A 24,988-nucleotide genomic window follows, 5' to 3' on the forward strand; every position below is an offset into this window, starting at 1 on the left:
CGATCAGCGCATGCGCGAACCGGTTCGCCCGGGCATTCAGCTGCCGATACGTGAACTCGGCGTCTCCACACACCAGCGCGACCGCGTCCGGCGTCGCCGTAACCTGCGCCGCGAACAGCTCCGGCAGGCTCACCCCGGCCGCTCCACCGTCGACGGCGGGCAGCAGCTCGCGGCGCTCCTCGGCGGACAGCAGGTCGATTCCGCCGATCCGCTGGCCCGGCGCGGCGGCGACCGCGGCCAGCAGCCTGGTCCACCGGGCGACCAGGGCCTGGACCGTCGGGCGGTCGAACAGGTCGGTGCTGTACTCGACCGCACCGCTGAGCCCGGCCGGCGCGCCGTCGGGCCCGTGTTCCTCCGCGAACCCGAAGGTCAGGTCGAGCCGTGCCGTCCCGGTGAGCACGGTCACCCCGGAGACCTGCAGACCCGGCAGCTCGAAGTCACCACCCGGCGCGTTCTGCACGACCAGCCCGGTCTGGAACAGCGGGTGGTGGGACAGCGAGCGGGACGGGTTCAGCGTCTCCACCAGGTGCTCGAACGGCACGTCCTGGTGCGCGTACGCCGACAGCGCCGTCTCCCGCACCCGTCCCAGCAGCTCGGTGAAACTCGGGTCGCCGCTCGTGTCGGTGCGCAGCACCAGCGTGTTGATGAAGAACCCGACCAGATCGTCCAGCGCCTCGTCGGTACGCCCCGCGACCGGACTCCCGATCGCGATGTCCGTGCCCGCGCCCAGCCGCGTGTACAGCGCGGCGAGCGCGGCCTGGAGCACCATGAACAGGGTCGCACCCGACCTTCGGGCCAACTCCGTCAGTGCCGCGTGCAGTTCGGCGTCGATCCGGAGCTCCAGCAGGTCGCCGCCGTACGACATGGTGGCCGGGCGCGGCCGGTCGGCAGGCAGCTGCAGCTGCTCGGGCAGCCCGGCCAGCGCCTGAGTCCAGTAGGTGACCTGGCGGGCGAACACACTGTCCGTGTCGTGCTCGTCGCCGAGGATCTCGTGCTGCCACAGGGTGTAGTCGCGGTATGTCACCGGCAGCGGCGGCCAGTTCGGCGCCCCGCCACCCCGCCGGATGGTGTAGGCCGCGGCGAGGTCACGGGCCAGCGGGCCCATGGACCAGCCGTCCCCGACGATGTGGTGCATGACCAGCAGCAGCACGTGCTCGTCCGGCGCGAGGGCGAACAGCTGTGCCCGCAGCGGTACTTCCGCGGTCAGGTCGAAGCCGCGCACCGCCGCCTCGCGCAGCAGGGCGGGCAGCTCCGCCGCGCCGACCGCGCGTACGGTCAGCGGGACGGCGGTCTCGGTGGTGTCCAGCACCCGCTGGTACGGGACTCCGGCGGTGTGCGGGAAGACCGTGCGCAGGGTCTCGTGCCGGGCCACCACGTCCGCGAGCGCGGCGCTCAGCGCGGCCCGGTCGAGGTCACCGGACAGCCGCAGGGCGAGCGGCATGTGGTAAGTGGCGCTCGGCGCCCCGAACTGCTGGAGGAACCAGAGCCGGCGCTGGGCGAACGACAGCGGCATCGGCTCACGGCGGGGCCGGGGTACCAGGGCCTGCCGTGCGGTGCCGGCGTCATGCAGCCCGGCCGCGAGGCCGGCGGGTGTCGGCGCCCGGAACAGGCTGCGCAGTTCCAGCTCGACGCCGAGGGTCGCCCGGACCCGCGAGACCAGCCGGGTGGCGAGCAGGGAGTGCCCGCCCAGGTCGAAGAAGCCGTCGTCGACCCCGATCCGCTCCACGCCCAGCACCTCGGCGAACAGCTCGCACAGGATCTGCTCCTGCGGCGTGCGCGGCGCCCGGCCACCGCCGACGGTCGCGCCCGGCTCCGGCGGTACCCGGTCGCGCAGGTACGCCGCCAGTGCCGCCGCACTCGCCCCGGTCCCGGCCAGGGGGACGACGTACGCGACGATCCGGTCCTCCCGGGCGAGCACCGCGACCTGGGCGACACCCGGGTGCGCGGCCAACTCGGCCTCGATCTCGCCCGGTTCGACCCGGAACCCGCGGATCTTCACCTGGTGGTCCACCCGGCCCGCGAACTCCAGCTCTCCCCCAGCCTCAGGCCGGGGGGACCCCCAGGTACGCCAGCGGGCCAGGTCACCGGTGCGGTACATCAGCGCGCCGGCCGGGCCGTAGGGGTTGGCTACGAACCGTGTGGCGGTGAGTCCGGGCCGGTTCAGGTAGCCGCGGGCGAGTCCCGCCCCGGCGAGATACAGCTCGCCCGTCACGCCGGGGGCGACCGGCCGCAGTGCCGAGTCCAGCACGTACACCTGGCAGTTGGCGATCGGCCGGCCGATCGGTACCGGCAGCGGGCAGTCGGCGGGGTCGGCCGGCAGCGGGTAGGCGGTGATCACATGGGTCTCGGCGGGCCCGTAGTGGTTGTGCAGTTCCCGGCCCGGACGGCGGGCCTGGAAGCGGCGCACGGCACCGCCGAGGCGCATCGCCTCACCGGCCTGGGCGACCAGCCGCAGGCTCGGCAGCTCCAGTCCGGCCTCCTCGGCGGCCTCGGCCAGCGCCTCGACCACCAGGTTGGGCGCGAACAGCTCCTCGACCCCGTGCCGGTCCAGCCAGCGGGCGAACAGCTCGGCGCTGCGGCGCTGCTCCTCGGTCGGCACCACGAGGGTCTTGCCGTACAGCAGCGCGGAGAGTGTCTCCTGCACCGAGACGTCGAAGCTGATCGCGGTGAACTGCGCGGTGCGCGTGCCGGGTTCGCCGCCGACGGCCCTGTGGTGCCACGCCAGCAGGTTGAGCAGACCGGCGGCGGGCATCACCACGGCCTTGGGCCGGCCGGTGGAGCCCGAGGTGTAGATGACGTAGGCCGGGTGCCGTGCGTCCACGGCGACGGCCGGATCGTGCTCCGGCCGCTCCCCGTCCGGTGTGACGTCCGCGAGGTCGTCGAGCACCACGGCCGGTCGCGCGTCCTGAAGCATGTACGCGATACGGGCGGCCGGGTAGTCCGGGTCGATCGGCAGGTAGGCCGCTCCTGACTTGAGCACCGCGAGGACGGCGACCACCAGCTCGGCGGAGCGCGGCAGCCTCAGGGCCACGAGCTGCTCCGGCCCCGCCCCGCGCGCGATCAGCGCGTGCGCCAGGCGGTTGGCCCTGCGGTTCAGCTCCCGGTAGGTCAGCACGGTGTCCTCGAACACCACCGCCGGGGCCTCGGGGGTCGCCCGGACCTGTGCCTCGAACAGAGCGGGCAGGACGGCATCGGGAGCCGGGCAGGCGGTGTCGTTGCGCGCGACCAGGAGCTCGTGCCGTTCCTCGGTGGTGAGGACGTCGATCCGGCTCAGCGGCCGGTCCGGCTCGGCGACCACCGACGCCAGCAGCCGCAGCCACCGGGCGGCCAGTGCCTGCACCGTGGCGGGGGCGAAGAGGTCGGTGCTGTACTCGACCCGCCCGACGATGCCCTCGGCCGGCCCGCCGGTGCCGCCGCACTCCAGCAGGTGGAAGCCGAGGTCGAACATCGCCGTCGGCGTCCGCACCAGGACGATCTCGGCGGCCAGACCGCTCAGCTCGAATTCGGTGCGGGGCACGTTCTGCAGCGCGAGCAGCACCTGGAACAGCGGCTGTCGGGCGAGCGACCGGGAAGGGTTGAGGGCCTCGACGACGTGCTCGAACGGCAGGTCCTGGTGCGCGTACGCGGCCAGTGCGCCCTCGCGGACCCGGCCCAGCAGCTCGGCGAAGGTCGGGTCGCCACTGGTGTCCGTGCGGAGCACCAGGGTGTTGACGAAGAATCCGACGAGGTCGTCCAGGGCCTGGTCGGTCCGGCCGGCGATCAGACTGCCGAGCGGGATGTCCGTTCCGGCGCCGAGCTTGTCCAGCAGTGCCGCCAGCGCGGCCTGCAGCACCATGTACACGCTGGCGCCGTGCTCCCGGCCCAGCCGGACCAGCCCGGCGTGCAGTTCGGCGTCCAGTTCGATCGGGAGGTGGCCGCCGGAGTAGGAGGGGGTCGCGGGGCGAGGGCGGTCGGCGGGAAGCCGGATCTGCTCCGGCAGGTTCGCCAACCGCTCGGTCCAGTAGGCCTGCTGGCGGGCGAACAGGCTGTCCTGGTCGGCCGGGTCGCCGAGCAGCTCGTGCTGCCACAGGGTGTAGTCGGCGTACTGCACGGGCGGTGGCGTCCACCGCGGCTCCTCGCCTTGGCGGCGTGCCGCGTACGCGGTGGCCAGATCGGCGGCCAGCGGGCCCAGCGACCAGCCGTCACCGGCGATGTGGTGCATCACCAGCAGCAGCACGTGCTCGTCCGCCGAAACCTCGAACACCTCGGCGCGCAGCGGCGGTTCGGCCGCGAGGTCGAATCCGCGCCCGGCGGCCCCCGTCAGCAGTTCCGGCAGGTCCGTCTCGTCGGCCGGGGTGACCGACAGCCTCGGGCGCGCCTCTCCGGCGGCCAGCACCTGCTGGTAGGGCACGCCGTCCGCGGCCGGGAAGACCGTGCGCAGGGTTTCGTGCCGGTCGGCGACGTCGCCCAGCGCAGCCTCCAGGGCCGCCAGGTCCAGTGGTCCAAGGAGCCGCCACGCGAGCGGCATGTTGTAGACCGAGCCGGCGCCCTCCAGCTGGCGCAGGAACCACAGCCGGCGCTGGGCGGACGACAGCGGCACCAGCTCGGGCCGCTCCGCCCGCTCCAGGGCGAGCCGGGCCCGGTCCGCGCCGCCCAGACCGGCGGCCAGCCCGGCCACGGTCGGCGTCTGGAACAGGGTGCGCAGCGCCAGTTCCACGCCCAGGGTCGCACGGACCCGGGCCACCAACCGGGTGGCCAGCAGGGAGTGCCCGCCCAGGTCGAAGAAGTCGTCGTCGACACCGACCTGAGGCAGACCCAGCACCTCGGCGAACAACCCGGACAGCACGTGTTCGTCGGGAGTGTGCGGTGCCCGTCCGGACCGCGTCACGGTGGCCGCGGGCTCGGGCAGGGCGCGCCGGTCCAGCTTGCCGCTGGCGTTCAGCGGCAGGGCGTCGAGGGAGACGAACGCGGCCGGCACCATGTAGTCCGGCAGCCGCTCGCGCAGGTGCGCCCGCAGGTCCTCCGGCCGAAGCTCCGCCCCGGTGGCGGGCACCAGATAGGCGACCAGACGGGCGTCCCCCGCCCGGTCCTGCCGGACGATCACGGCGGTCTGCGCGGCCTGCGGGTGTTCCGCCAGTGCCGCCTCGATCTCGCCGAGCTCGATCCTGAATCCCCGGATCTTGACCTGGTCGTCGGTGCGTCCGAGGAACTCCAGGTTCCCGTCCGCACCCCACCGCACCAGGTCACCGGTGCGGTACATCCTCGTGCCGGCCGGCCCGAACGGGTCCGCCACGAACCGTCCCGCGGTCAGCCCCGGCCGGTTCAGATAGCCGCGCGCCAGCCCCGCACCGGCGATGTACAGCTCACCCGGCACACCCGCGGGCACCGGCTGCAACGCGGCGTCGAGCACATGCAGCCGGACACCGCCGAGCGGCCTGCCGATCACCTGGTGCGAGCTCGACTCCAGCGGCGCGAAGACCGAGTCCACCGTGCACTCGGCCGGCCCGTAGTAGTTCAGGGAGAACACCTTGTCGGCCGCCCGCAACCGCTCCCACAGCTGCGCGGGAACGGTCTCCCCGCCCAGCCCGACCATCGACGGACGCCACCGCGGATCGTCCAACAGGCCGTGCTCGACGAGGACTTGCAGGTAGGACGGGGTGCCGCCGACGGTGTCAAGACCGGCCCGCACCGCGTACTCCAGGTAGGCGTCCGGGTCGGTCCAGGTCGCCTCGTCCAGGACGTGCAGCTCGTGGCCGGCGAACAGGGCGAACAGCTGGTCGCAGGAAGCGTCGAACGACACGGACGTGGTCAGCCCCACCCGCATCCGCTCCCCCGTCCGGAAGATCAGCGGACACTGGTTGGCGAACAGGTTGGACAGGCCGCCGTGCGTCGCCACCACGCCCTTGGGCTTGCCGGTGGAACCGGAGGTGTAGATGACGTAGGCCGGATGACCCGGCTCGACGGCCACCGCAGGGTCCGCGGACGGGCACCCCGCCACCAGCGCGGCCGTCTCCGGGGCGTCGGCCACCAGCCACCCGGCGGGACCGGTCTCCGGCAGCCGGCCCCGGGTGCGGGCGTCGGTGACCACCAGGACCGGCCGGGCGTCGTCGAGCATGTATGCGATCCGTGCGGCCGGGTACTCCGGATCAACCGGGAGGTACGCGGCGCCGGTCTTCAGTACCGCGAGGATGGCCACCACCAGCTCGGCCGACCTCGGCAGGGCCACGGCCACCAGCCGCTCCGGCCCCGCGCCCCGCGCGATCAGCGCATGCGCCAACCTGTTCGCCCGCCCGTCCAGCTCCGCGTACGTCAGCGACGCTTCCGGCCCCACCACCGCGACGGCGTCCGGAGTCGCCCGCGCCTGAGCCCGGAACAGCTCCGGCAGACTCTCGGTGAAGACCTGGGCCGCCGGGCCGGTACCCAGCGCCGTCAGCTCACCGTGCTCCTCGGCGGTGAGCAGGCCGAACCGGCTGAGCCGCCGCCGCGGGTCGGCGACCACGGCGCGGAGCAGCCGCTCCCACCGCTCGATCATCGTCTCGACGGTGGCCGGATCGTACAGGTCGCTGGTGTACTCGACGGATCCGTCGATCCCCTCCGGGGAGCCGTCCTGCGCGTGCCGCTCGGACAGGGTGAAGATCAGGTCGAGCTTGGCGGTGGTCGACGTCGACGGCATGTCGCCGACGCGCAGCCCGGGCGGCGCGAAGTCGGCCCGGGGTGCGTTCTGCAGCACCAGCATGACCTGGAACAGCGGGTGGTGCGCCAGCGACCGGACCGGGTTGAGGGCCTCGACCAGGTACTCGAACGGAAGGTCCTGGTGCGCGTACCCGGCCAGCGCGGTCTCCCGGACCCGGCCGAGCAGTTCGGCGAACGTCGGATCGCCCGAGGTGTCGGTACGGAACACCAGGGTGTTGACGAAGTGGCCGACCAGCTCGTCCTGTGCCTGGTCGGTCCGGCCCGCGACCGGGCTGCCGACCGGGATGTCGTCGCCCGCGCCGAGCTTGCTCAGCAACACCGCAAGGCCGGCCTGGAGCACCATGAACAGACTGGTGCCGTGGGCGCGGGCGAGCTCGCGCAGCCCGCGGTGCAGCTCGGCGTCCAGCCCGGCCCGCACGCAACCGCCCCGGTGCGAGGCGACCGCCGGGCGGGGCCGGTCGCCGGGCAGTTGGAGCTGCTCGGGCAGATCGGCCAGCTGTCGGGTCCAGTAGGCCGCCTGGCGGGCGAACAGACTGTCCCCGTCGGCCGCGTCGCCGAGCAGCTCGTGCTGCCACAGGGTGTAGTCGGCGTACTGGACCGGCAGCTCCTCCCACTGCGGCTCCTCGCCGCGGCAGCGCGCCGCGTAGGCGGTGGTCAGGCCCTGCGCGAGCGGGCCCAGCGACCAGCCGTCGCCGGCGATGTGGTGGAGCACCACCTGGAACACGTGCTCGTCCGCCGCCAGCTCGAACAGCCCGGCACGCAGGGGCACCTCGACCGCCAGGTCGAACCGACGGGCCTGCGCTTGCGCCATGACGGCCGGCAGCTCGGCCTCGGTCGTCCGGCTCACGAACAGCCGCGGGCGGGCCGCCCCGACGTCCAGCACCCGCTGGTACGGAACGCCGTCGACCGCCGGGAAGACGGTGCGCAGGCTCTCGTGCCGGGCCACCACGTCCGCCACGGCGGCCTCCAGGGCCCGCAGGCCCAGATCCCCGGACAGCCGCCAGGCCAGGGAGATGTGGTAGTTCGCGCTGGCGCCCTCCAGCTGGTGCAGGAACCACAGCCGCCGCTGCGCGAACGACAGCGGGATCGCCTCGGGGCGCTCGCGCCGTGCCAGGGGCGCCTGCGCCGGTCTGGCCGCCACCAGGGCGGCGGCCAGGCCGGCCGGGGTCGGCGCCTCGAACAGGGTGCGCAGCGGCATTTCCACGCCGAGGGTCGCGCGGATCCGGGCGGCCAGGCGGGTGGCCAGCAGCGAGTGCCCGCCCAGGTCGAAGAAGCCGTCCTCGACTCCGGCCGACGCCACGCCCAGGACCTCGGCGAACAGCTCGCAGAGGATCTGCTCCTGCGGGGTGCGCGGCGCGCGGGCGGTGGTCGTCGGAGCGAGGTCGGGGGCGGGCAGGGCCCGGTGGTCCAGCTTGCCGTGGGCTGTCAGCGGCAGCGCGTCCAGCACGACGAATGCCGACGGCACCATGTACTCCGGCAAGCGCTCGCGCAGGTGCCCACGCAGGTCGGCCGGGCGCAGGTCGGCCGAACCCGGTGCGGTACCCGCGGTCGGCACCAGGTACGCGACCAGCCGGGTGTCGTCGGCCCGGTCCTGCCGGGCCAGGACGGCGACCTGGGCGACGCCGGGGTGCGTGGCCAGCGCCGTCTCGATCTCGCCGGGTTCGATCCGGAAGCCGCGCACCTTCACCTGCTGGTCGGCCCGGCCGACGTAGCACAGGCTTCCGTCCGTCGCGCGGCGCACCACGTCGCCGCTGCGGTACATCCGCGATCCCGGCGGTCCGAACGGGTCGGCCACGAAGCGCCCGGCGGTCAGGCCGGGCCGGTTGAGGTAGCCGCGCGCCAGGCCGACGCCCGCGACGTACAGCTCGCCGGGCACGCCCGGGGCCACCGGCCGCAGGTGGGCGTCCAGCACGTACGTCCGCAGGTCCGGAATGGCCGCGCCGACCTGGCCGGCGGCGGTTGCGGCCCGGTCGAGCGCCGCGTACGTGACGTGCACCGTGGTCTCGGTGATGCCGTACATGTTGACCAGCCGGGGCGCGTCGTCCGGGTGCCGCTCGTACCAACTCGCCAGCCGGGCGTGCTCCAGCGCCTCACCACCGAACACCACCGTGCGCAGCGCGAGCGAGCGGCCGGTCTCCGGGGCCTGGGCGTCCGCCTGCATCAGCTGGTAGAACGCGGACGGCGTCTGGTTGAGCACGGTCACCCGTTCCCGGGCGAGGAGCTCCAGGAAGCGGCCGGGCGAGCGGCTGGTCTCGTGGTCCACGACCACCAGACGGCCGCCGTGCAGCAGCGGACCCCACAGCTCCCACACCGAGAAGTCGAAGGCGTAGGAGTGGAAGAGCGTCCAGACGTCCTCGGCACAGAAGCCGAACAGCTTCTCGGTGGTGCCGAACAGCCGCACCACGTTCCGGTGCGGTACCACCACGCCCTTGGGGTCGCCGGTGGAGCCGGAGGTGTAGATGACGTAGGCGGCGTGGCCCGGGTCGAGGGGGACCTCCGGGTCCGTGTCCGGCAGCCCGTCCAGGTCGGCGGCGTCCAGCAGCAGCCGGTCCACCGGGTCCACGCCCGGCAGGTCGCCGATCCGGCTCGTCGTCACGAGGAGCGCGGGCCGGGCGTCCCCGAGCAGGTAGGCGATCCGGGCGGCCGGGTACTGCGGATCCACCGGGAGGTAGGCGCCGCCCGCCTTCAGCACGGCGAGCACCGCCACGACCTGCTCCGCCGAGCGCGGCAGGGCCAGCGCCACACGCTGCTCCGGGCCCACCCCCCGGTCGATCAGGGCGTGCGCGAGCCGGTTCGCGCGGGCGTTCAACTCGCTGTACGTCAGGGTGACTTCGCCGTCCGTGAGGGCGACGGCGGCCGGGTTCGCCCGTACCTGTCGCTCGAACAGCGCGGTCAGGCTGCTCTCCGGCAGCCCCTCGCTCCGGTCGGTACGCGCCGGGAGGAGCGCGCGGAGCTCGTCGGCGGACAGCACGTCCACCTGGCCGATCCTCCGGCCGGGGTCGGCGACCACGGCGCGCAGCAGCCGCAGCCACCGCTCGACGATCCCCGTCACGGTGGCCTCGTCGAACAGGTCGGTGCTGTACTCCACCGCGCCCGACAGGCCGTCCTCACCGGGCTGTTCGGCCAGGATGAAGGTCAGGTCGCACTTGGCCGTCCCGGTGTGGACCAGGTCGGTCGCCACCCGCAGCCGGGGCAGGTCGAACGTGCCGAGGGGCGCGTTCTGCAACGCGAGCATGGTCTGGAACAGCGGGTGGTGCGCCAGCGACCGGGCCGGGTTCAGCGCCTCGACCAGGTGCTCGAAAGGCACGTCCTGGTGCGCGTACGCGGCCAGCGCGTCGGCCCTCACCCTGCCCAGCAGTTCGGTGAACGACGGGTCACCGGAGAGGTCGGTGCGCAGCACCAGGGTGTTGACGAAGAAGCCGACCAACTCGTCCGCGGCCACGTCGGTGCGTCCGGCGATCGGCGTGCCGATCGGGACGTCGGCGCCCGCGCCCAGCTTGCCCAACAGGGCGGCCAGCCCGGCCTGGAGCACCATGAAGAGGCTGGCCCCGCCATCGCGGGCGAGCGTCCTGAGGCCCTGGTGCAGCTCGGCGTCGATCCGCACCGGCAGGTGGGCGCCCCGGTAGGACATCGCGGCCGGCCTGGGCCGGTCGAAGGGCAGCTCCACCTGCTCCGGAAGGCCGGTCAACTGGTCGCGCCAGTAAGCGAGTTGGCTGTTCAGCAGGCTGCCCTGGTCCGAGCCGTCGCCGAGCAGCTCCCGCTGCCAGATGGCGTAGTCGGCGTACTGCACCGGCAACGGCGACCACTCCGGCTTCGCGCCCTCGGCGCGGGCCGCGTAGGCGGCCGTGAGGTCCCGCGAGAGCGGCCCCATCGACCAGCCGTCGCCGGCGATGTGGTGCACCACCAGCAGCAGCTCGTGCTCCTCGGCCGCCAGCCGGAAGAGTTCGGCGTGCAGCGGCGGCTCCTCGGCGAGGTCGAAACCGTACCGGGCCGCCTGCGCCAGCCGCTCCGGCAGCTCGCGTGCGCCGAGCTCGGTCACCCGCAGCCGCGGCCGGGCCTGCTCCGGGTCCAGCACCCGCTGGCACGGCACGCCGTCGACGGTCGGGAAGACGGTGCGCAGGCTCTCGTGCCGCTCGACCACGTCCGCCAGGGCGGCTTCCAGGGCCCGCCGGTCCAGGTCCCCGGACAGCCGTAGGGTCAGCGGGATGTTGTAGGTGGCGCTCGGGCCTTCCATGCGGTGCAGGAACCACAACCGGCGCTGCGCGAAGGACAACGGGATCGCCTCGGGCCGCTCGCACGGCCCCAGTGCCGGGCGCGCCCGGCCCGCGACATCCACGGCGGTCGCCAGTTCCGCCACCGTCGGCGCGTCGAACAGGTCGCCGAGCCGCAGCTCCACGCCGAGGACCGAGCGGGCCCGGGCGACCAGCCGAGTGGCCAGCAGGGAGTGCCCGCCGAGGTCGAAGAAGCTGTCGTCCAGTCCGGGCTCGGCCGTCCCGAGCACCTCGGCGAACAGCCCGGCGAGCAGGTGCTCGGTCGCGGTGCGCGGTGCGCGGCCCGGCGCGGCGATCTGTCGCTCGGGCGCCGGGAGGGCCCGCCGGTCGAGCTTGCCGTTCGGCGTCAGCGGCAGCGCGTCCAAGACCACGTACGCGGCCGGCACCATCTGCCGGGGCAGCCGGTCCCGCAGGTGGTCGCGCAGGTCGGTGCCGGTCACGGTGGCGCCGGGCTCGGGCACCGCGTAGGCGACCAGCCGGGGTTCCTCCTCGGTGCGCAGCACCACGGCGGCCCGACCGACCCGCGGGTGCTCGGCGAGAACGGCCTCGATCTCGCCGAGCTCGACCCGGAAGCCGCGGATCTTGACCTGGTCGTCGGTGCGGCCGAGGAACTCCAGGTTTCCGGCCGCGTCCCAGCGCACCAGGTCCCCGGTGCGGTACATCCTCCCTCCTTGCCCGCCACCGGGCAGGAGGGGCCCACCGCTCGGCCCGAAGGGGTCCGCGACGAACCGCCCGGCGGTCAGCGCCGGCCGGTCGAGGTAGCCGCGGGCCAGCCCCACGCCCGCGATGTACAGCTCACCCGCCGCACCGGCCGGCACTGGCCGCAGGGCGCCGTCGAGCACGTACAGCCGGGCGTTGGTGACGGGCCGGCCGATCACCGGGCGTGGGCTCGACTCCAGCGGTGCGACCACCGAGTTGACGGTGCATTCGGATGGTCCGTAGAGGTTGAGGCAGGACACTCCCTCCGCCGCCCGCAGCTGCTGCCACAGCCCCTCCGGGACGGCCTCGCCGCCCGCCCCGACCAGTGCCGGGCGCCCCCGCGGGTCACTCAGCAGCCCGTGGGCGACCAGCACTTGGAGGTAGGACGGGGTGGCTTCGATGTAGTCCAGTCCGCAGCGCGCCGCGTAGGCGACGAAGGCGTCGGGGTCGGTCCAGGTCGCGTGCTCCAGGACGTGCAGCTCGTGGCCCTCGAACAGGGCGAACAGCTGGTTCCAGGAGGCGTCGAAGGACACCGAGGTGGTCAGCGCCACCCGCAGCCGCCGCCGTTCCTTCAGCACCGGCGCGAAGCGCACCTGCCGGAGGTCGGTGAGCAGATCGAGCAGGCCGCCGTGGGTCGGCAGCACGCCCTTGGGCCGTCCGGTGGAGCCGGAGGTGTAGATGACGTACGCCGGCAGGTCCGGGTCGACGGCCACCATCGGGTCGGCCGCCGGGCAGCCGGTCACCAGGGCGGCCGTCTCCGGGTCGTCGAGCACCAGCCGGTCGACGGGCCCGGCCCCGGGCAACCGCCCCTCGCTGCGGGAGTCCGTGACCAGCAGGGCCGGCCTGGCGTCGTCGAGCAGGTACGCGATCCGGGCGGCCGGGTACTCGGGGTCGACCGGCACGTAGGCCGCCCCGGTCTTCAGCACCGCGAGGATCGCCACCACAAGCTCCGCCGAGCGCGGCAGGGCCACCGCCACCCGCCCCTCCGGGCCCGCTCCCCGGGCGATCAGGGCGTGCGCCAGCCGGTTGGCCCGCGCGTCCAGTTCCGCGTACGTCAGCGAGACGTCGCCGCACACCAGCGCGACCAGGTCCGGGGTCGCCCGGACGTGCTCCCGGAACAGCTCCGGCAGGCTCGCGGCCGGGGCCGGCGCCACGGGCCCTGCACCGAGTACCGCCAGTTCGCGGCGCTCCTTGGCGGTGAGCAGTTCGATCCGGCCCACCGGCTCGTCCTGGTCGCAGTCCGCGAGGGTGTCCAATAGCGCGAGCAGCCGCTGCTGGTGGTCGGCGAGGTCGTCGGGGCCGTACGCCTCCGGTGAGCCGTGCAGCCGGAGCAGCGGCGGGTTGCCGTCCCGGTAATCGAAGATCCAGACGGCGAGGTCGGTGGTCGACCCGGACACGAAGTGGTGCACGGAGGCCGGGTGCCCGGCGAAGCTCGGCCTGGAGTTGAAGGCCATGATGTTGACGATCAGCGGGAACGCCGTCCCGATGGAGCCGGGGGCGCCGAGGTCCCGCAGCAGGTCCTCGCTGCGGTAGCGCTCGTGCGCGACGGCCGTCTCGACCTCCCGTGCCGCCTGGGCGACGAGTTCGCGCCACGGCGTGTCCGGCCGCACCGTCAGCCGCAGCGGCACCACGTTGGACATCGTGCCCGGCACCGCCGTCAGGTCGCGGTCGGCGCCGCGACGGGCGGTGACGGGCAGGGCGAGCACCACGTCCTGGTCGCCGGTCAGCCGGTGGGCGTAGAGCGCCGTCGCCGCGACCAGCAGCCGGGACCACCGGACGCCGCAGCGTCCCGCCGCCGCCCGCAGGGCGTCCGGGCGGCGCAGTTCCCGCTCCTCGGCCAGTCGGAGAGCACGGTGCGGGTCGGTCGCGGAGGTGTCGGTGAGCCGGGTCGGGGCGGGCAGGTCGGCGAAGCGCTCGGTCCAGTAGGCGCGGTCGGCGGCGAAGTCGGTGGAGGCGCGGTAGGCGGCGTCGCTGTCGACCAGGTCCCGCAGCGAGCCGAACGGGCAGGGCGGCACGGCGCCGCCCTCGGCCAGTGCCGAGTACACCTCGCCGACCCGCTGCCGGAGCATGGAGCTGCTGATCGCGTCCAGCACCACGTGGTGGTAGTTCAGGTACCAGAGGTACTCCGTCGGCGACGCCTTGACCAGCGCATGGCCGAACAGCGGGTCACGGGCGAGGTCCAGCGGGCGCAGCAGGTCCCGCTCCATCCATTCCACTGCCGCCGCCCGGGGGTCGGGCTCCCCGCTGAGGTCGAGGTGGGCCGGAGCCCAGTCCCAGCTCTCCCTCAGGACCTGGCGCGGGCCCTCGCCGTCGTCGACGAAGGTCACGTGCAGGGCGTCGACCTCGTCGACCACCAGGCGCAGCGCGGTCTCGAACGGCTCCCGGTCCACCGGCCCGTGGATCTCCAGGCACTCGCCGACGCGGTAGCCCGGAATCGGCGTCCGGGAGCGCTGCTCGGCGAGCCAGATCTCGCGCTGGGCGGCGGTCAGGGGAAGGGCGTCACCGTCGCGACGGGGCATGGGGGTATCTCCGAAGGTGTGGGCAGGCGTGGTGGCGGGGCGCGCCGGACCGCGCCGACAGTGGTGTCGTCACGTGGACGGGCAGCGAGGGGGCAGCGGCTGCAATCAGGCGGCGGGTTCGCCGGCCTGGAGTTGCCATAGGGACGCGTAGAGTCCGTGCTGCGCGAGGAGTTCGTCGTGGGTGCCCTGCTCGGCAACGACGCCGCCCTTGTCCATGACGTAGATCCGGTCGGCGTGGCGGACCGTGGAGAGCCGGTGGGCGATGATCAGCGTCGTCCGGTCGGCCGCGAAGACGCGGAGCGTGCGCTGGATGGCGGCTTCGGTCTCGTTGTCCACGGCGGAAGTGGCTTCGTCGAGGATCACGACCGGCGCGTCCTTGAGGATCGCGCGCGCCAGCGCGATCCGCTGTCGCTGGCCGCCGGAGAGCGCCGCACCGCGTTCGCCGATCACCGTGTCGTAGCCGTCCGGCAGCGTCACGACGAAGGTGTGCGCCTCGGCCTTCATGGCTGCCTCGACCACTGCGTCGCCCGAGGCTCCGAAGCTGCCGTAACGGATGTTGTCGGCGACGGTGCCGTCGAAGAGGAAGGGGTCCTGGGCGACGAACCCGATCGCGCGGCGCAGGTCGTGCCGCGACAGCTCGCGCATGTCCCGCCCGTCGAGCAGCAGGCTGCCCGTGTCCGCGTCCTGGAATCGCATCAGCAGCTTGGCGATGGTGGTCTTGCCGGAGCCGGTGGCGCCGACGAGGGCGGTGACCTGCCTGGCGGGGATGGTCAGCGAGAGGTTCTCCAGCGCCGGTGGCCGATCGGGGTAGGCGAAGGTCACGCCGTCGAGGACGATCTCCCCGTGCACCGCTTCGACGTCGAGCGGTCCTCCGGTGCCATTGGTCTCGGCGGGCAGGGCGCGCAGCCGCCGGACGCGGTCGTAGGCGGTGATCGTGCGCTGGTACTGGTCGACGATGCCGCCGAGCCGGTTCATCCGCAGCAGTACCATCTGGGGCAGCCCGATCAGCGGGCTGAACACCTCGAACGGCAGGCTGCCGTCGAGCACCGCCCGGCCGCCGATCAGCAGGGTTCCGGCCATCGAACTCGTCGTGCAGACCCGGACCGTCTCGGCGTGGCGGATCGTGCTCCGATACGTCCGCCGGCTGCTGTCCTGGGCCTCCTCGCTCAGCCGGTCGATGCGCTCGGCCTCGTAGTCCTCGGTGCAGAAGCTCTTGACGGTGGCACCGGCCTCCAGTGTGTTCACCAGCTGGCTGTGCAGCTTGGCCTGGTGCTCGCCGGAAACGGCGTAGTCGGCCGCGACTTTGTCCTGGTAGTGGAACGACAGCCAGGCGATGACCGGGATGGGCAGGAACGCGATCCAGGCGATCTGTGGTGCCAGCAGCAGGAAGAGCGGCACCAGGAGGGCCAGACTGGTGCCGAGTTGCAGCACGTCGTTGGCCGAGGTGGCGAAGAAGGTGCCCAGCTGACGGACGTCGTCGGTGAGCGCGCCGGCGATCCGGGTGGTCCGCTCGCCTTCCAGGTGCCGTAATTCGAGGTGCTGCACATGGGCGTACGTCCGGTTGCGCCAGTCGTGCTCGATGTCGAGGCCGAGCCGGCGCCACTGGAGGTTCGAGGCGTACGAGAGGCCCGCCACGGCGGCACAGGCGACGGCCATCAGCCCCGCCAGACCGACGAGTTGAGCGGACGCGGTGGTCAGGCCGAGGTCGACCAGCGGAGCTGCCTCGCCCTTGATGAGGACCAGTCCGGTCCAGCCGAGGAAGGTACCGAGCGCCATCTCCGAGACCTGGCAGGCGACGGACAGGGCAACGGCCCCGTAGAGCCGGCGTCGGCGTGGTCCGACGATCTCCAGCAGGGGGTGGCGTTCGACGCCGGGCCCGGCCGTGTCCTGGGACGCGTCGACCGTTGTGCGCCAGGCCTTCCGGAGGACGGCCGCGGTCGCCGCGGCCACCCCGCCCACTGCCACGAGCTGCCTGCTCAGCGCCGACCCCTTGATCAGCGCGATCCCTGCCGCGACCCCGCCGCCGACGGCCAGCACCGGTCGCACGACCAGGCCGCGGTCCGCCCGCGAGGCCGGTGCGGCAACGGGTCGGGCCGGTGCCGGGTGTTCCGCTGCGGTCGGTTCCTCCGCGATCACGGTGACGGCTCTGCGGACGATCCGGCCGACGTCCGTGGCGTGCACTCGCGCATCGTGCCGGAGGAGCACCCCGCCGGTGACCGGGTTGGCCCGGGCCTCGGTGATCCCGGGAATCCGGCGCAGCGCGGCGGCGAGGACCTCGGCCGTGCGTGGCCGTCCGAGCACCAGCTTGACGTCCCAGCGCTGGCGGCCCGGAGTGACCGAGCGCGGACGCACGTCCCATTCCGCGGAGCGGAATCCGGCTGCGGCACCCAGTAGCGAAGACATGCGTACGATCACCTGTTCGCGGAGGTCACGGGTAGTCCGTCTACGAGCGCGACGGAATGCGGCGCACGGCGGATTACTGCGACGAAGCGGAAAGTCCGAAAGAAGGCAGAGGCGCGGCCGGAAGGCCCGCGGCCGACCGCCGCGGGACCCGTCTTCCGAGGTCGGCAGGAAGACCCGCCCAGGCAGCCGGCCGGACCGCGCATCAGAGCGTCACTGCGTCTTCCCGGCGCCGGCGGTCGCACGGATCTTCGGAGTCCTGGCCTCGTCCTTCCTGGCCTCGTCCTGCTCGCCGTTCGAGGCCGCACCCTCGGTGGGCCGGTGGCCCTCACCGGCGGCGATCTGTGCCGCCACCATGTCGGCAGCCACCTCGACCGCGAGGTCGTGGATGTTCTCTCCGGCCTCATGGGCCGCCTTCTTCACCTCCATGACGAGACCGACGGACGTCGTGACGACACCGCGCACCAGCGGCTTGAGGAGACGCTTGGCCATGGGCGCGACGATGAGACCGATCAGAAACGGCGGAACGACGGGCGGCATGATGCTCCAACCTCTATACGCAGATGTATGACAGTCGACCCAGGGCACTGCGCACCCCGGAGCACGCACAGCAGGAAGGCGGAAGCACCCATTTTCCGGAATTCTCGATATTCCGCGCCGGACTCCTTGCCGGATTGAATTCCTTTTCGATGCCGATTGGGCAAACCATCCGCTCCTAGATCACCGTAGTCCAGCCATGACCGTCGAGGCCAAACGGTCTCGGCAGGTTTCACTCATGAGAGTGCTATCCACGTTCGGACCGCTACGGATCGCGGTAGGCGCACCCACCAGGCGAAGTGGTTTTCCGATTTACCCATTACTGGTGATCGCCTTCATGACGACCGCCGAGTTCACGCGCACGCCCTCCGGCGCAGGGCGGGAAACGGCAGCGCGCCGCCTCCCAGCACCGCCTCGTGGAAGGCCCGCATAAATCGCCGGGGGGGGGCGTTCACCTCCCTCACCGCGGTCCGGCCGCTGCCGTACGCGCCCGCCCTGAAAAACTTCAGCAGTCGGGGAGAACGCCCCGGAGACTTCCCGCGCCCGCGTCCCAAGTCGCGTCACAGCTCCGGCCGTTCACGGACGAGTGAACTCCCAGCCGGCCACTGGCGCACCGGCTGCTGCGAACGCCAGCATGGCCGGCATGGCCACCACGCACCCCCGAGCTGAGCGGGCCGCCCAGGCCCGGGCAGCCGAGGCCCAGCTCGCCGCCGACGGAATCGACGGGGTGGTGTTCGGCTGGGTCGACAACGCCGGACTCACCCGGGTGAAGTCCGTCCCGCTCGCCCAGCTCGAACACGCCGCCGAGTACGGCGTAGGCGCCGTACCCTGCTTCGACGTCTGCCTGGTGGACGACTCCTTCACCGTCGCACCTTCGAGTACCGGCCCGGTGGGCGACCTGCGGCTCGTCCCCGACCTCGACCGGCTCACCCCGCTCGCCGCCCAGCCCGGCTGGGCCTGGGCCCCGGCCGACCGCTACACCCAGGACGGCACCCCGCACCCCGGCTGCCAACGCCGCTTCGCCCGCCAGGTCACCGAGGCCGTCGAGCGGCGCGGGCTTTCGGTGCAGGCCGGGATCGAGGTCGAGTGGGTGGTGGCCGACGCCGCCGGATCCTCCGCGACGCTCGGGCCCGCGTACGGAATGACCCGCTTCGTCGAGCACTCCGACTACCTGCGGGAGGTGCTGCGCGCCCTCACCGACCAGGGGCTGGCCGTGCTCCAGCTCCACCCCGAGTACGCCGCCGGGCAGTTCGAGGTCTCGGTCGCCGCCGGGGGGCCGGTCGAGGCGGCCGACACCACGATGCTGGTGCGCCACACCATCCGGGCCGTCTCCGCCCGGCACGGCCTGCGGGTCTCGTACGCGCCCGTCTTCACCGAGGGCTCGGTCGGCAACGGCGGCCACCTGCACCTCAGCCTCTGGCGGCAGGGCCGCAACCTCGGGCACGGCGGCCCCGGCCGCCACGGACTGCACCCCGACGCCGAGCAGTTCCTCGCGGGCGTACTGGCCGAGCTGCCCGCCCTGCTCGCCCTCGGCGCGCCCAGCGTCGCCTCCTACCTGCGGCTGGTCCCCTCCCGGTTCGCCGGGGCCTACCGTTGCTGGGGCCTGGAGAACCGTGAGGCGGCGCTACGCCTGATCACCGGCTCCGCCGCCAGGCAGGCCAACGCCGAGCTCAAGTGCTTCGACGCCGCGGCCAACCCGTACCTGGAGATCGGCGGCGTGCTGGCCGCCGGACTCGCCGGCCTGGAGTCCGGCCTGCCCCTTCCGCCCGAGACCCCGAGCGACCCCGCCGCCCTCGGCGTCGCCGAGCGCCTCCCGTCGAGCCTGCCAGAGGCGATCGACGCGTACGAGAAGTCCGCACTGCTGCGGCAGGCGCTCGGTCCCGAGTTGTACGAGGCCGTGCTGGCCGTCCGGCGGGCGGAGGCGGAGCTGTTCGCGAAGCACACGGATGCGGACGTCATCGAAGCCGTCCGCTGGCGCTACTGACGAGCATCAGTTCTGCTGCTCCGGCTCCCAGGCGATGAGCTGGTCGAGCGCCACGCCTGCCGGCATGGGCTGCGGGGCACCTACGCGAGCCGGTCGCCGCAGGCGTGCACCAGAACCTGGTGCACCCGGCGCCGGGCAACACCTGAGGCGATCTGCGGCGACAGCCCCGCACCCGGCACGCCCAGCACCCCCGCTCCGGACCGAGTGAGCGGCGGTCGCTCCACATGGCGAGATTCACTTCACGCGGCCCTCGCCACCGGCCTGTCCGAGGCGGCTGCTGATCACCTCGGTGTGTGGACGCTCGTCGATCGCGGCGAGCGGCGAGGGCCACTTGTCAGTGCCCGACAACTCATACGCTCGGTGGGACTGCCGGCGCGGGTAGCGGTGCCGACCCCGCGGAGAGGGCAGTCGGCGCCTTCAGGTACGCAGGTCTCCACGTCCCAGCAGGAGTGGTCGAACAGGGCCTCGGCGAGGACGGCCGTGCCCTCGGGCGGAGTGCCGATGGCGGCGAGGACGCCGCCGACGGTCACGGTGGCATCGGCCAGCAGGCGTGCGTTGGGAGCGGCGGAACACGTCGGGTACGGGGGACATCTGCGTCAGCCCACTTCGGCTCTGGGCGAGGGCCCGGAGGTGGGATCGGTAGCAGCGGGTTCCAGCGGCTTCGCCATGTAGACCGCCTCGGCGCCGTAGCTCGCGGGCAGCCCGATCTCGGGCCGGGCCCGGTAGCCCAGCCGGGACCACAGCGCCTCGGAGCCGCGCACGGCGACCAGCGAGAGGGTCCGGTAGCGGGCCGCCCGCCCGGTCTCCTCCAGATGCCGCTGCATCCGGCGGGCCAGTCCTCGGGCACGCGCCCGCTCGGCGATCACCAGGTCGTGGGTGTGCAGATTGCTCCCCCGGTTGCTCTCCCGTACCGCGCCTTCCTCGGGCAGGCTCAGGTCCGGGCAGCGGAACAGCGGGTACGGTAACGCGAGCAGGTAGCCGCCGAAGCCACCCGCGTGCTCCAGCACGAAGCAGGTCGAGGGCGAGGCGCGGTGCCGGGAGCGCAGCGCCTCCTGCCCCTCGGACAGGCCGCTCGCGGCGTAGGCGCGTTCTTCCAGCGCGACCACCTCGTCCCAGTCCTCCTCCTGAAGCAGCCGGATCCGGGTGTCGGTCATGCGTCTGCTCCGTCCGGAGCCGGGCCGCCGACGCAGGTGTACGGCAGTGGTGCGAAGCCGTTGAAGCCCTGGGTGGCGTAGGCGGCGGCGTACGCGCCGCAGGAGTGGACCCACACCGGGTCTCCGGAGGCGACCGCGCGCGGGACCCGTACCAGGCCGTCCTCCTGGGCGTACGCGTCGTCGCTGTCGCAGGTCGGGCCGGCCACCACGGCCTCGACGAACTGCCCGCCGGAGTGAGTCGGGAACTCCAGCCGGTACTGCAACTGGTCCGTCTCGTACAGGCCGTTGAACTTGCCGCAGCTCAGGTACAGCCAGTCCTCGCGGGTGCCGTCGAGCCGACGGCGGGCGGAGAGCCGTGCCACGTGGGCGCGGATCGCGCCGTGGTCGGCGACCAGGTGGCGGCCGGGCTCCAGCAGGAATTCCAGCGGGGCGGCGTTGACGGCGCGCAGCCGTTCCATGCCTTCGCGGATCACCGCGAACATCTTGTCCAGCGGCGGTTCCAGTGGGCGCCCGCGCCGGTCCAGCAGGCCGAGGGCGGGCAGTCCGCCACCGAGGTTGATGCGGTCCGGCATGATGCCGCGCCCGCTGAGCGCCTCCAGGACTGCCGCCAGCGAGTCGATCGCCGCCGCCCAGGCCTCGGCGGTCATCTGCTGGGAGCCGACGTGCACGGACAGGCCGGAGGGCACCAGCCCGGCGGTGCGGGCGGCGCCGAGCACCCGCGGCGCGTCCTCGGGCGAGCAGCCGAACTTGTGGCTCAGGCCCCACAGCGCGCCCTCGCCGGTGGTCGCGATCCGGCAGAACACCCGTGAGCCGGGGGCATGTCCGGCGATCGCGGTGACGTCCTCCAGGCAGTCGGTGGCGAAGTCGCGCACGCCCAGCCGGTAGGCCTCGGCGATGTTGCGGTCCGACTTGACGGTGTTGCCGTAGTGGATCAGCCCGGGGGCCGCCCCGGTGCGCAGCGCCTGGGCGATCTCCTGCGGGCTCGCCGCGTCGAAACCGGAACCGAGCCGGGCGAGGTGGCAGAGCACCTCGTCCACCGGGCAGGCCTTCATGGCGAACCGGACGGCGACGCCGGGCAGTTCGGCGCACAGGGCGGCGTACTGGCGGCCGATGCCGTCCAGGTCGTAGATGATGGCGTCCTCCGCGGCGGCGGCGAGCGCGGCGCGCAGGGCGGGGTGGTCGTGCCGGTCGGGGAGGGACGCGGTGGATGCGTGCGCTGTGGCCGGAACGGTCGGGGCGCGGTGGCCGCTTCTGCGCTGCTCGGCCGTCCGGCGCGGTTCGGCGATGTGGCGCACATCGGTGATCTGAGGCCTCACGTGTGAACTCCCGGTCCGACTGGATGAACGATGCCAAAAGCTTGCTGGCACGCATGAGATGAAGCGAGGGAGTCCAAGGGCCGGCTGTGACGCCTGACCTGGACTCCCTCCACGCCGCACTCTATGCACGTCCGGGGCCTGCGCCTGCACCTGCTGTGCACCCTGCGCGGCCTGCTCGGTGTGCTTCACGCCGAACCCCGCCTCGAACGGTCTCACCGGTCTTCCGCCGGGAGTTCTTGCCGGTCGAGGGCAGGAAATCCATGAAATTCCAGGGCCTCCCTGTCCTCGGCCCGGCGCTGACGGACCGTCCTCTCGCCCGGCGCGGTCGCCCCCTGTCCGGCCCGCCGCTCACTGACGCAGTGCACCGCGTCATGGGTACAGCGCTCGAACCGGGCGGTGGGAAATGCCCGGTCCGACCGGATACCGAACGCGTAGCGCACGAACATGTTCGCCAGCGCCGACGAGGCAGCGGGTCCTTGACGAGTCGCCCGATCCCACTCCTGCAAGGTGCCGCCAGACAGTTGCGGCGCGCCTCCAGCCACCGCTCGGCATGCGGAACCACCCGAACGGCGTCGGCGTGAACCTCCACGGCCTTGACGATCAGGTGCCACCGGTCGCTGTCGAAGAACTTCCCGAGGTCGAGACCGATCACCTCCCGGCGAAAGACTGCCCTTGCGCTTGAGGAGCTCGCCTCTTGTGACGTGCCCTTCGACCTGGCCTGCACTCCAGGGGGTGACGGGGGCCGCTGCTACGGCGTCGAGGTCACAGTGGAAGCCCTTGGCCAACGAGTGCGGGGTTGGCAGGTCGTCGGCCTTGGCCCGGTCCATCCCGACGGGGAGGGCCTCGGCGCAACACCGAGGACGTGCACACTGGCCCGCGGTAACTCCGGTACCCCGCGAGGAAGTCCCAGAAGTCCGTCCTTGGCGACGCGGTTGCTCAGCGCGGCTCCGTCGACGGGCGCGTCAGCTGGCGAGCGCGCCCACCGGCCGTGCGAACGCCACGGCGACACTACGCATCTTGGGTACCTCGCCTTCGGCACAGCGGAGTACGCGCAGAATGTGACCGTGCCGGCCGCACGCTCGATCAACTCGACCACCGCACCGGCTGGATGCGGCAGCAACTGCCCCAACACCCCGGAACACACCCCCTGTAGATGCCCAGGCCATGACCGGCCCGCAGACGACCGTGGTGCCCGTCGAACTGCCCGGTCGTGGCCTCGATCATCGCCGGCTGCTGCGCAGCCGGGCTGGCCCGCGCCAGGTCCGCCATCGTCCGGGGCTGAACGAGGCCCGGGCCATGCCCCGTTCAGCTGGTCTGGCCAGCCCGACCGTATCCAGCTGGTCGGTCTCGGGCCGAGCGGGGGCGCCTCTTCACCTCGGGTGCGTTCCTCGTTGAGTGAGGTTGGCGGGGTCGCCCGTGTCCGGTGTGATGCCCCTCTCGTTGCGGTAGTTGGTTGATCAGCCCGCGTGAGAGGTGGATCGGATGAGCTGTGATGGGGTGCTGCGGCTGCTGCGGGAGGCGGCCTGTCACAGCGAAGCGGAGCGGCTTCGGGCCGGGGCTGAGCGGATCACGGACCTGCTGGCGAGGTGCGAGCAGGAGCCGGCCCGCATCCCGACGGCGTGCGAGGTCGTCGGTGAACTGCCGCGAATCGAGCCGGTGCCGGTATCCCCTGCCGACTCCCCTGCCATGGTCCCCGGCCTCGCGCCGGGGTGGACGTCCGCCGGATCCCCAGGCCCTGGAACATCTGCTTGCGGTACTGGCCCGGTATGCCGGTCCGGTGCGCTGTCGGCAGGTGGCGGAGGATCTCGGTCTGGAGGTGGTGCCTGGTGGCACCTTGTGTCTCCGAGCCCCGCCGATGCCCTCGCCGCGAGCCGTACCGGGATGGAGGAGATGCTCGCGCATCTGTCCGCCCTTGTGGTGACGGCCCGTACCCGGGAGGTACTGGAGGACCACGGCACGGTCGCGGGGCGTGAGCCGAGGCTGCAGATGATGCAGGACCAGCTCGATATCCGCGCCGCCACGCCGCCGGGATGTGACCGGCGCGGACCCGTGCCACCGCCGAAACCCACGCGGCGGCCGGCCCTCCCCGAGCGTTTCGGCGTCTGTCCACAGGGAGCGCCTTGCGGTGCCCTGGCCTGCCGATGTCTCTGAACGATGTTTTGCCCTGACAGCTGGAAGGTGCCATGAGCGCGCGTCGTCTGTTACCGAATGAGGAGTCCCGTGACCTCATCAGGCTCGTCCGGAAGCTGGCGGCCGATGAACTCGCGTCGCGGGTGGATGCCGATGAGGCGAACGAGGCGTTCCCTCGTGACGTCTTCAGGCTGCTCGGACGCGTCGGCCTGCTCGGTTTGCCGTACCCCCAGGCGTACGGTGGCAGCGGCCTGTCCTACGAGGTGTATCTGCAGGTCGTCGAAGAGATCGCGTCCGTGTGGGCTTCGGTCGGTGTGGGTGTCTCCGTGCACGTGCTGTCGTGCTTCGGCCTGGCGACGACGGGTACCGAGGAGCAGAAGCAGGAGTGGCTGCCCGCGATGCTCGGTGGCGAGCTGCTGGGTGCCTACTGCCTCTCGGAGCCGCAGGCCGGCTCGGACCCGGCCGCGATGCGGACCCGGGCCCGTCTGGACGGCGATCACTACGTCCTGAACGGCGCGAAAGCCTGGACGACCCATGGCGGCCACGCGGACTACTACAAGGTCATGGCCCGCACCTCGGAAGATCGCACGGGTATCTCGTGCTTCATGATCCCGGCTGACACCGAGGGCCTCACCGCTGATGTGCCCGAACGGAAGATGGGCCTGACCGGGTCCACGACGGCGACCATGGTGCTCCGGGACGTCCGTGTCCCCGTCGAGCGGCGTATCGGAGCTGAGGGCGGCGGCCTGCGTATCGCTCTCGCGAGCCTGGATTCCGGCCGCCTCGGTATCGCGGCCGTCGCGGTCGGTCTCGCCCAGGGCGCTCTCGACCACGCGATCGCCTATGCACGCGATCGGGAGACGTTCGGATCACGCATCATCAACCACCAGGGAGTCGCGTTCCTGCTCGCTGACATGGAGGCCGCGGTCTTCTCAGCCCGTGCCGCGACCCTCCATGCCGCCCGGTTGAAGGACGCGGGACTGCCGTTCAGCCGTGAGGCGTCGGTCGCGAAGCTCGTCGCGACCGACAACGCGATGCGTGTCACCACCGATGCGGTGCAGGTGCTCGGCGGGGTCGGCTACACGCGCGAGTTCCCGGTCGAGCGGCACATGCGTGAGGCCAAGGTGACTCAGATCTTCGAAGGCACGAACCAGATTCAGCGCATGGTCATCGGGCGGTCGCTCGCCAAGTCCAACCACGGTGACCTCACCCTGGCCCCCTGAGGTCGACTCCGAAGGCGATCGGGAAATCGATGTCCGGGAGGTGGCGGCGGTGCCGGTCGGCACCGAGCTGCCGACAGAAGGCG

General features: G+C 72.7%; 7 protein-coding genes. 2 read left to right on the forward strand and 5 right to left on the reverse strand.

Annotated elements, in window-relative coordinates; translation table 11 throughout:
• The 3 genes from ADK64_RS16265 to ADK64_RS16275 form a co-directional block, all read right to left on the reverse strand.
• Positions 1-14,161: non-ribosomal peptide synthetase (locus tag ADK64_RS16265; RefSeq protein WP_159046269.1), on the reverse strand; the 14,161-nt coding region annotated here is incomplete at its 3' end.
• 105 nt (positions 14,162-14,266) lie between these two features.
• Positions 14,267-16,564 (reverse strand): ABC transporter ATP-binding protein/permease, encoded by a 2,298-nt coding sequence (locus tag ADK64_RS16270; protein ID WP_053659506.1) that lies wholly within the window; start codon positions 16,562-16,564, stop codon positions 14,267-14,269.
• A 210-nt stretch (positions 16,565-16,774) separates the two neighbouring features.
• Positions 16,775-17,053, reverse strand: a complete 279-nt coding sequence (locus tag ADK64_RS16275) for a DUF5132 domain-containing protein (protein ID WP_234384599.1) — start codon at positions 17,051-17,053, stop codon at positions 16,775-16,777.
• A gap of 688 nt (positions 17,054-17,741) precedes the next feature.
• Here ADK64_RS16275 and ADK64_RS16280 point away from each other — a divergent pair.
• A complete protein-coding gene (locus ADK64_RS16280) occupies positions 17,742-19,082 on the forward strand; it encodes a glutamine synthetase family protein (protein ID WP_053659649.1) in 1,341 nt (446 codons plus the stop codon).
• A gap of 596 nt (positions 19,083-19,678) precedes the next feature.
• On the opposite strand, the gene ADK64_RS16285 is transcribed toward ADK64_RS16280, so the two are convergent.
• Both ADK64_RS16285 and ADK64_RS16290 read right to left on the reverse strand, forming a co-directional pair.
• On the reverse strand, positions 19,679-20,236 hold the full coding sequence (locus tag ADK64_RS16285; RefSeq protein WP_053659510.1) for a GNAT family N-acetyltransferase: 558 nt from the start codon (positions 20,234-20,236) through the stop codon (positions 19,679-19,681).
• Entirely contained in the window at positions 20,233-21,405 is a 1,173-nt protein-coding gene (locus ADK64_RS16290) for a type III PLP-dependent enzyme (RefSeq protein WP_053659652.1), read from the reverse strand. The genes ADK64_RS16285 and ADK64_RS16290 overlap by 4 nt, the downstream gene beginning before the upstream one ends.
• Positions 21,406-23,735: 2,330 nt before the next feature.
• On the opposite strand from ADK64_RS16290, the gene ADK64_RS16300 reads away from it, so the two are divergent.
• Positions 23,736-24,905 carry an acyl-CoA dehydrogenase family protein gene (locus ADK64_RS16300; RefSeq protein WP_053659514.1) on the forward strand — a complete coding sequence of 390 codons (1,170 nt, stop codon included), beginning with the start codon at positions 23,736-23,738 and terminating at the stop codon, positions 24,903-24,905.
• Positions 24,906-24,988 lie beyond the last annotated feature (83 nt).

The sequence above is a fragment of the Streptomyces sp. MMG1121 genome (genome assembly GCF_001280015.1).
Classification (GTDB): domain Bacteria; phylum Actinomycetota; class Actinomycetes; order Streptomycetales; family Streptomycetaceae; genus Streptomyces.

Excerpts from the sequence above, each read along its gene's own strand:
- ADK64_RS16300 (WP_053659514.1), top strand. The coding sequence starts at position 23,736 with ATGAGCGCGCGTCGTCTGTTACCGAATGAGGAGTCCCGTGACCTCATC.
- ADK64_RS16275 (WP_234384599.1), bottom strand. The coding sequence starts at position 17,053 with ATGGCCAAGCGTCTCCTCAAGCCGCTGGTGCGCGGTGTCGTCACGACG.
- ADK64_RS16280 (WP_053659649.1), top strand. The coding sequence starts at position 17,742 with ATGGCCACCACGCACCCCCGAGCTGAGCGGGCCGCCCAGGCCCGGGCA.
- ADK64_RS16270 (WP_053659506.1), bottom strand. The coding sequence starts at position 16,564 with ATGTCTTCGCTACTGGGTGCCGCAGCCGGATTCCGCTCCGCGGAATGG.
- ADK64_RS16285 (WP_053659510.1), bottom strand. The coding sequence starts at position 20,236 with ATGACCGACACCCGGATCCGGCTGCTTCAGGAGGAGGACTGGGACGAG.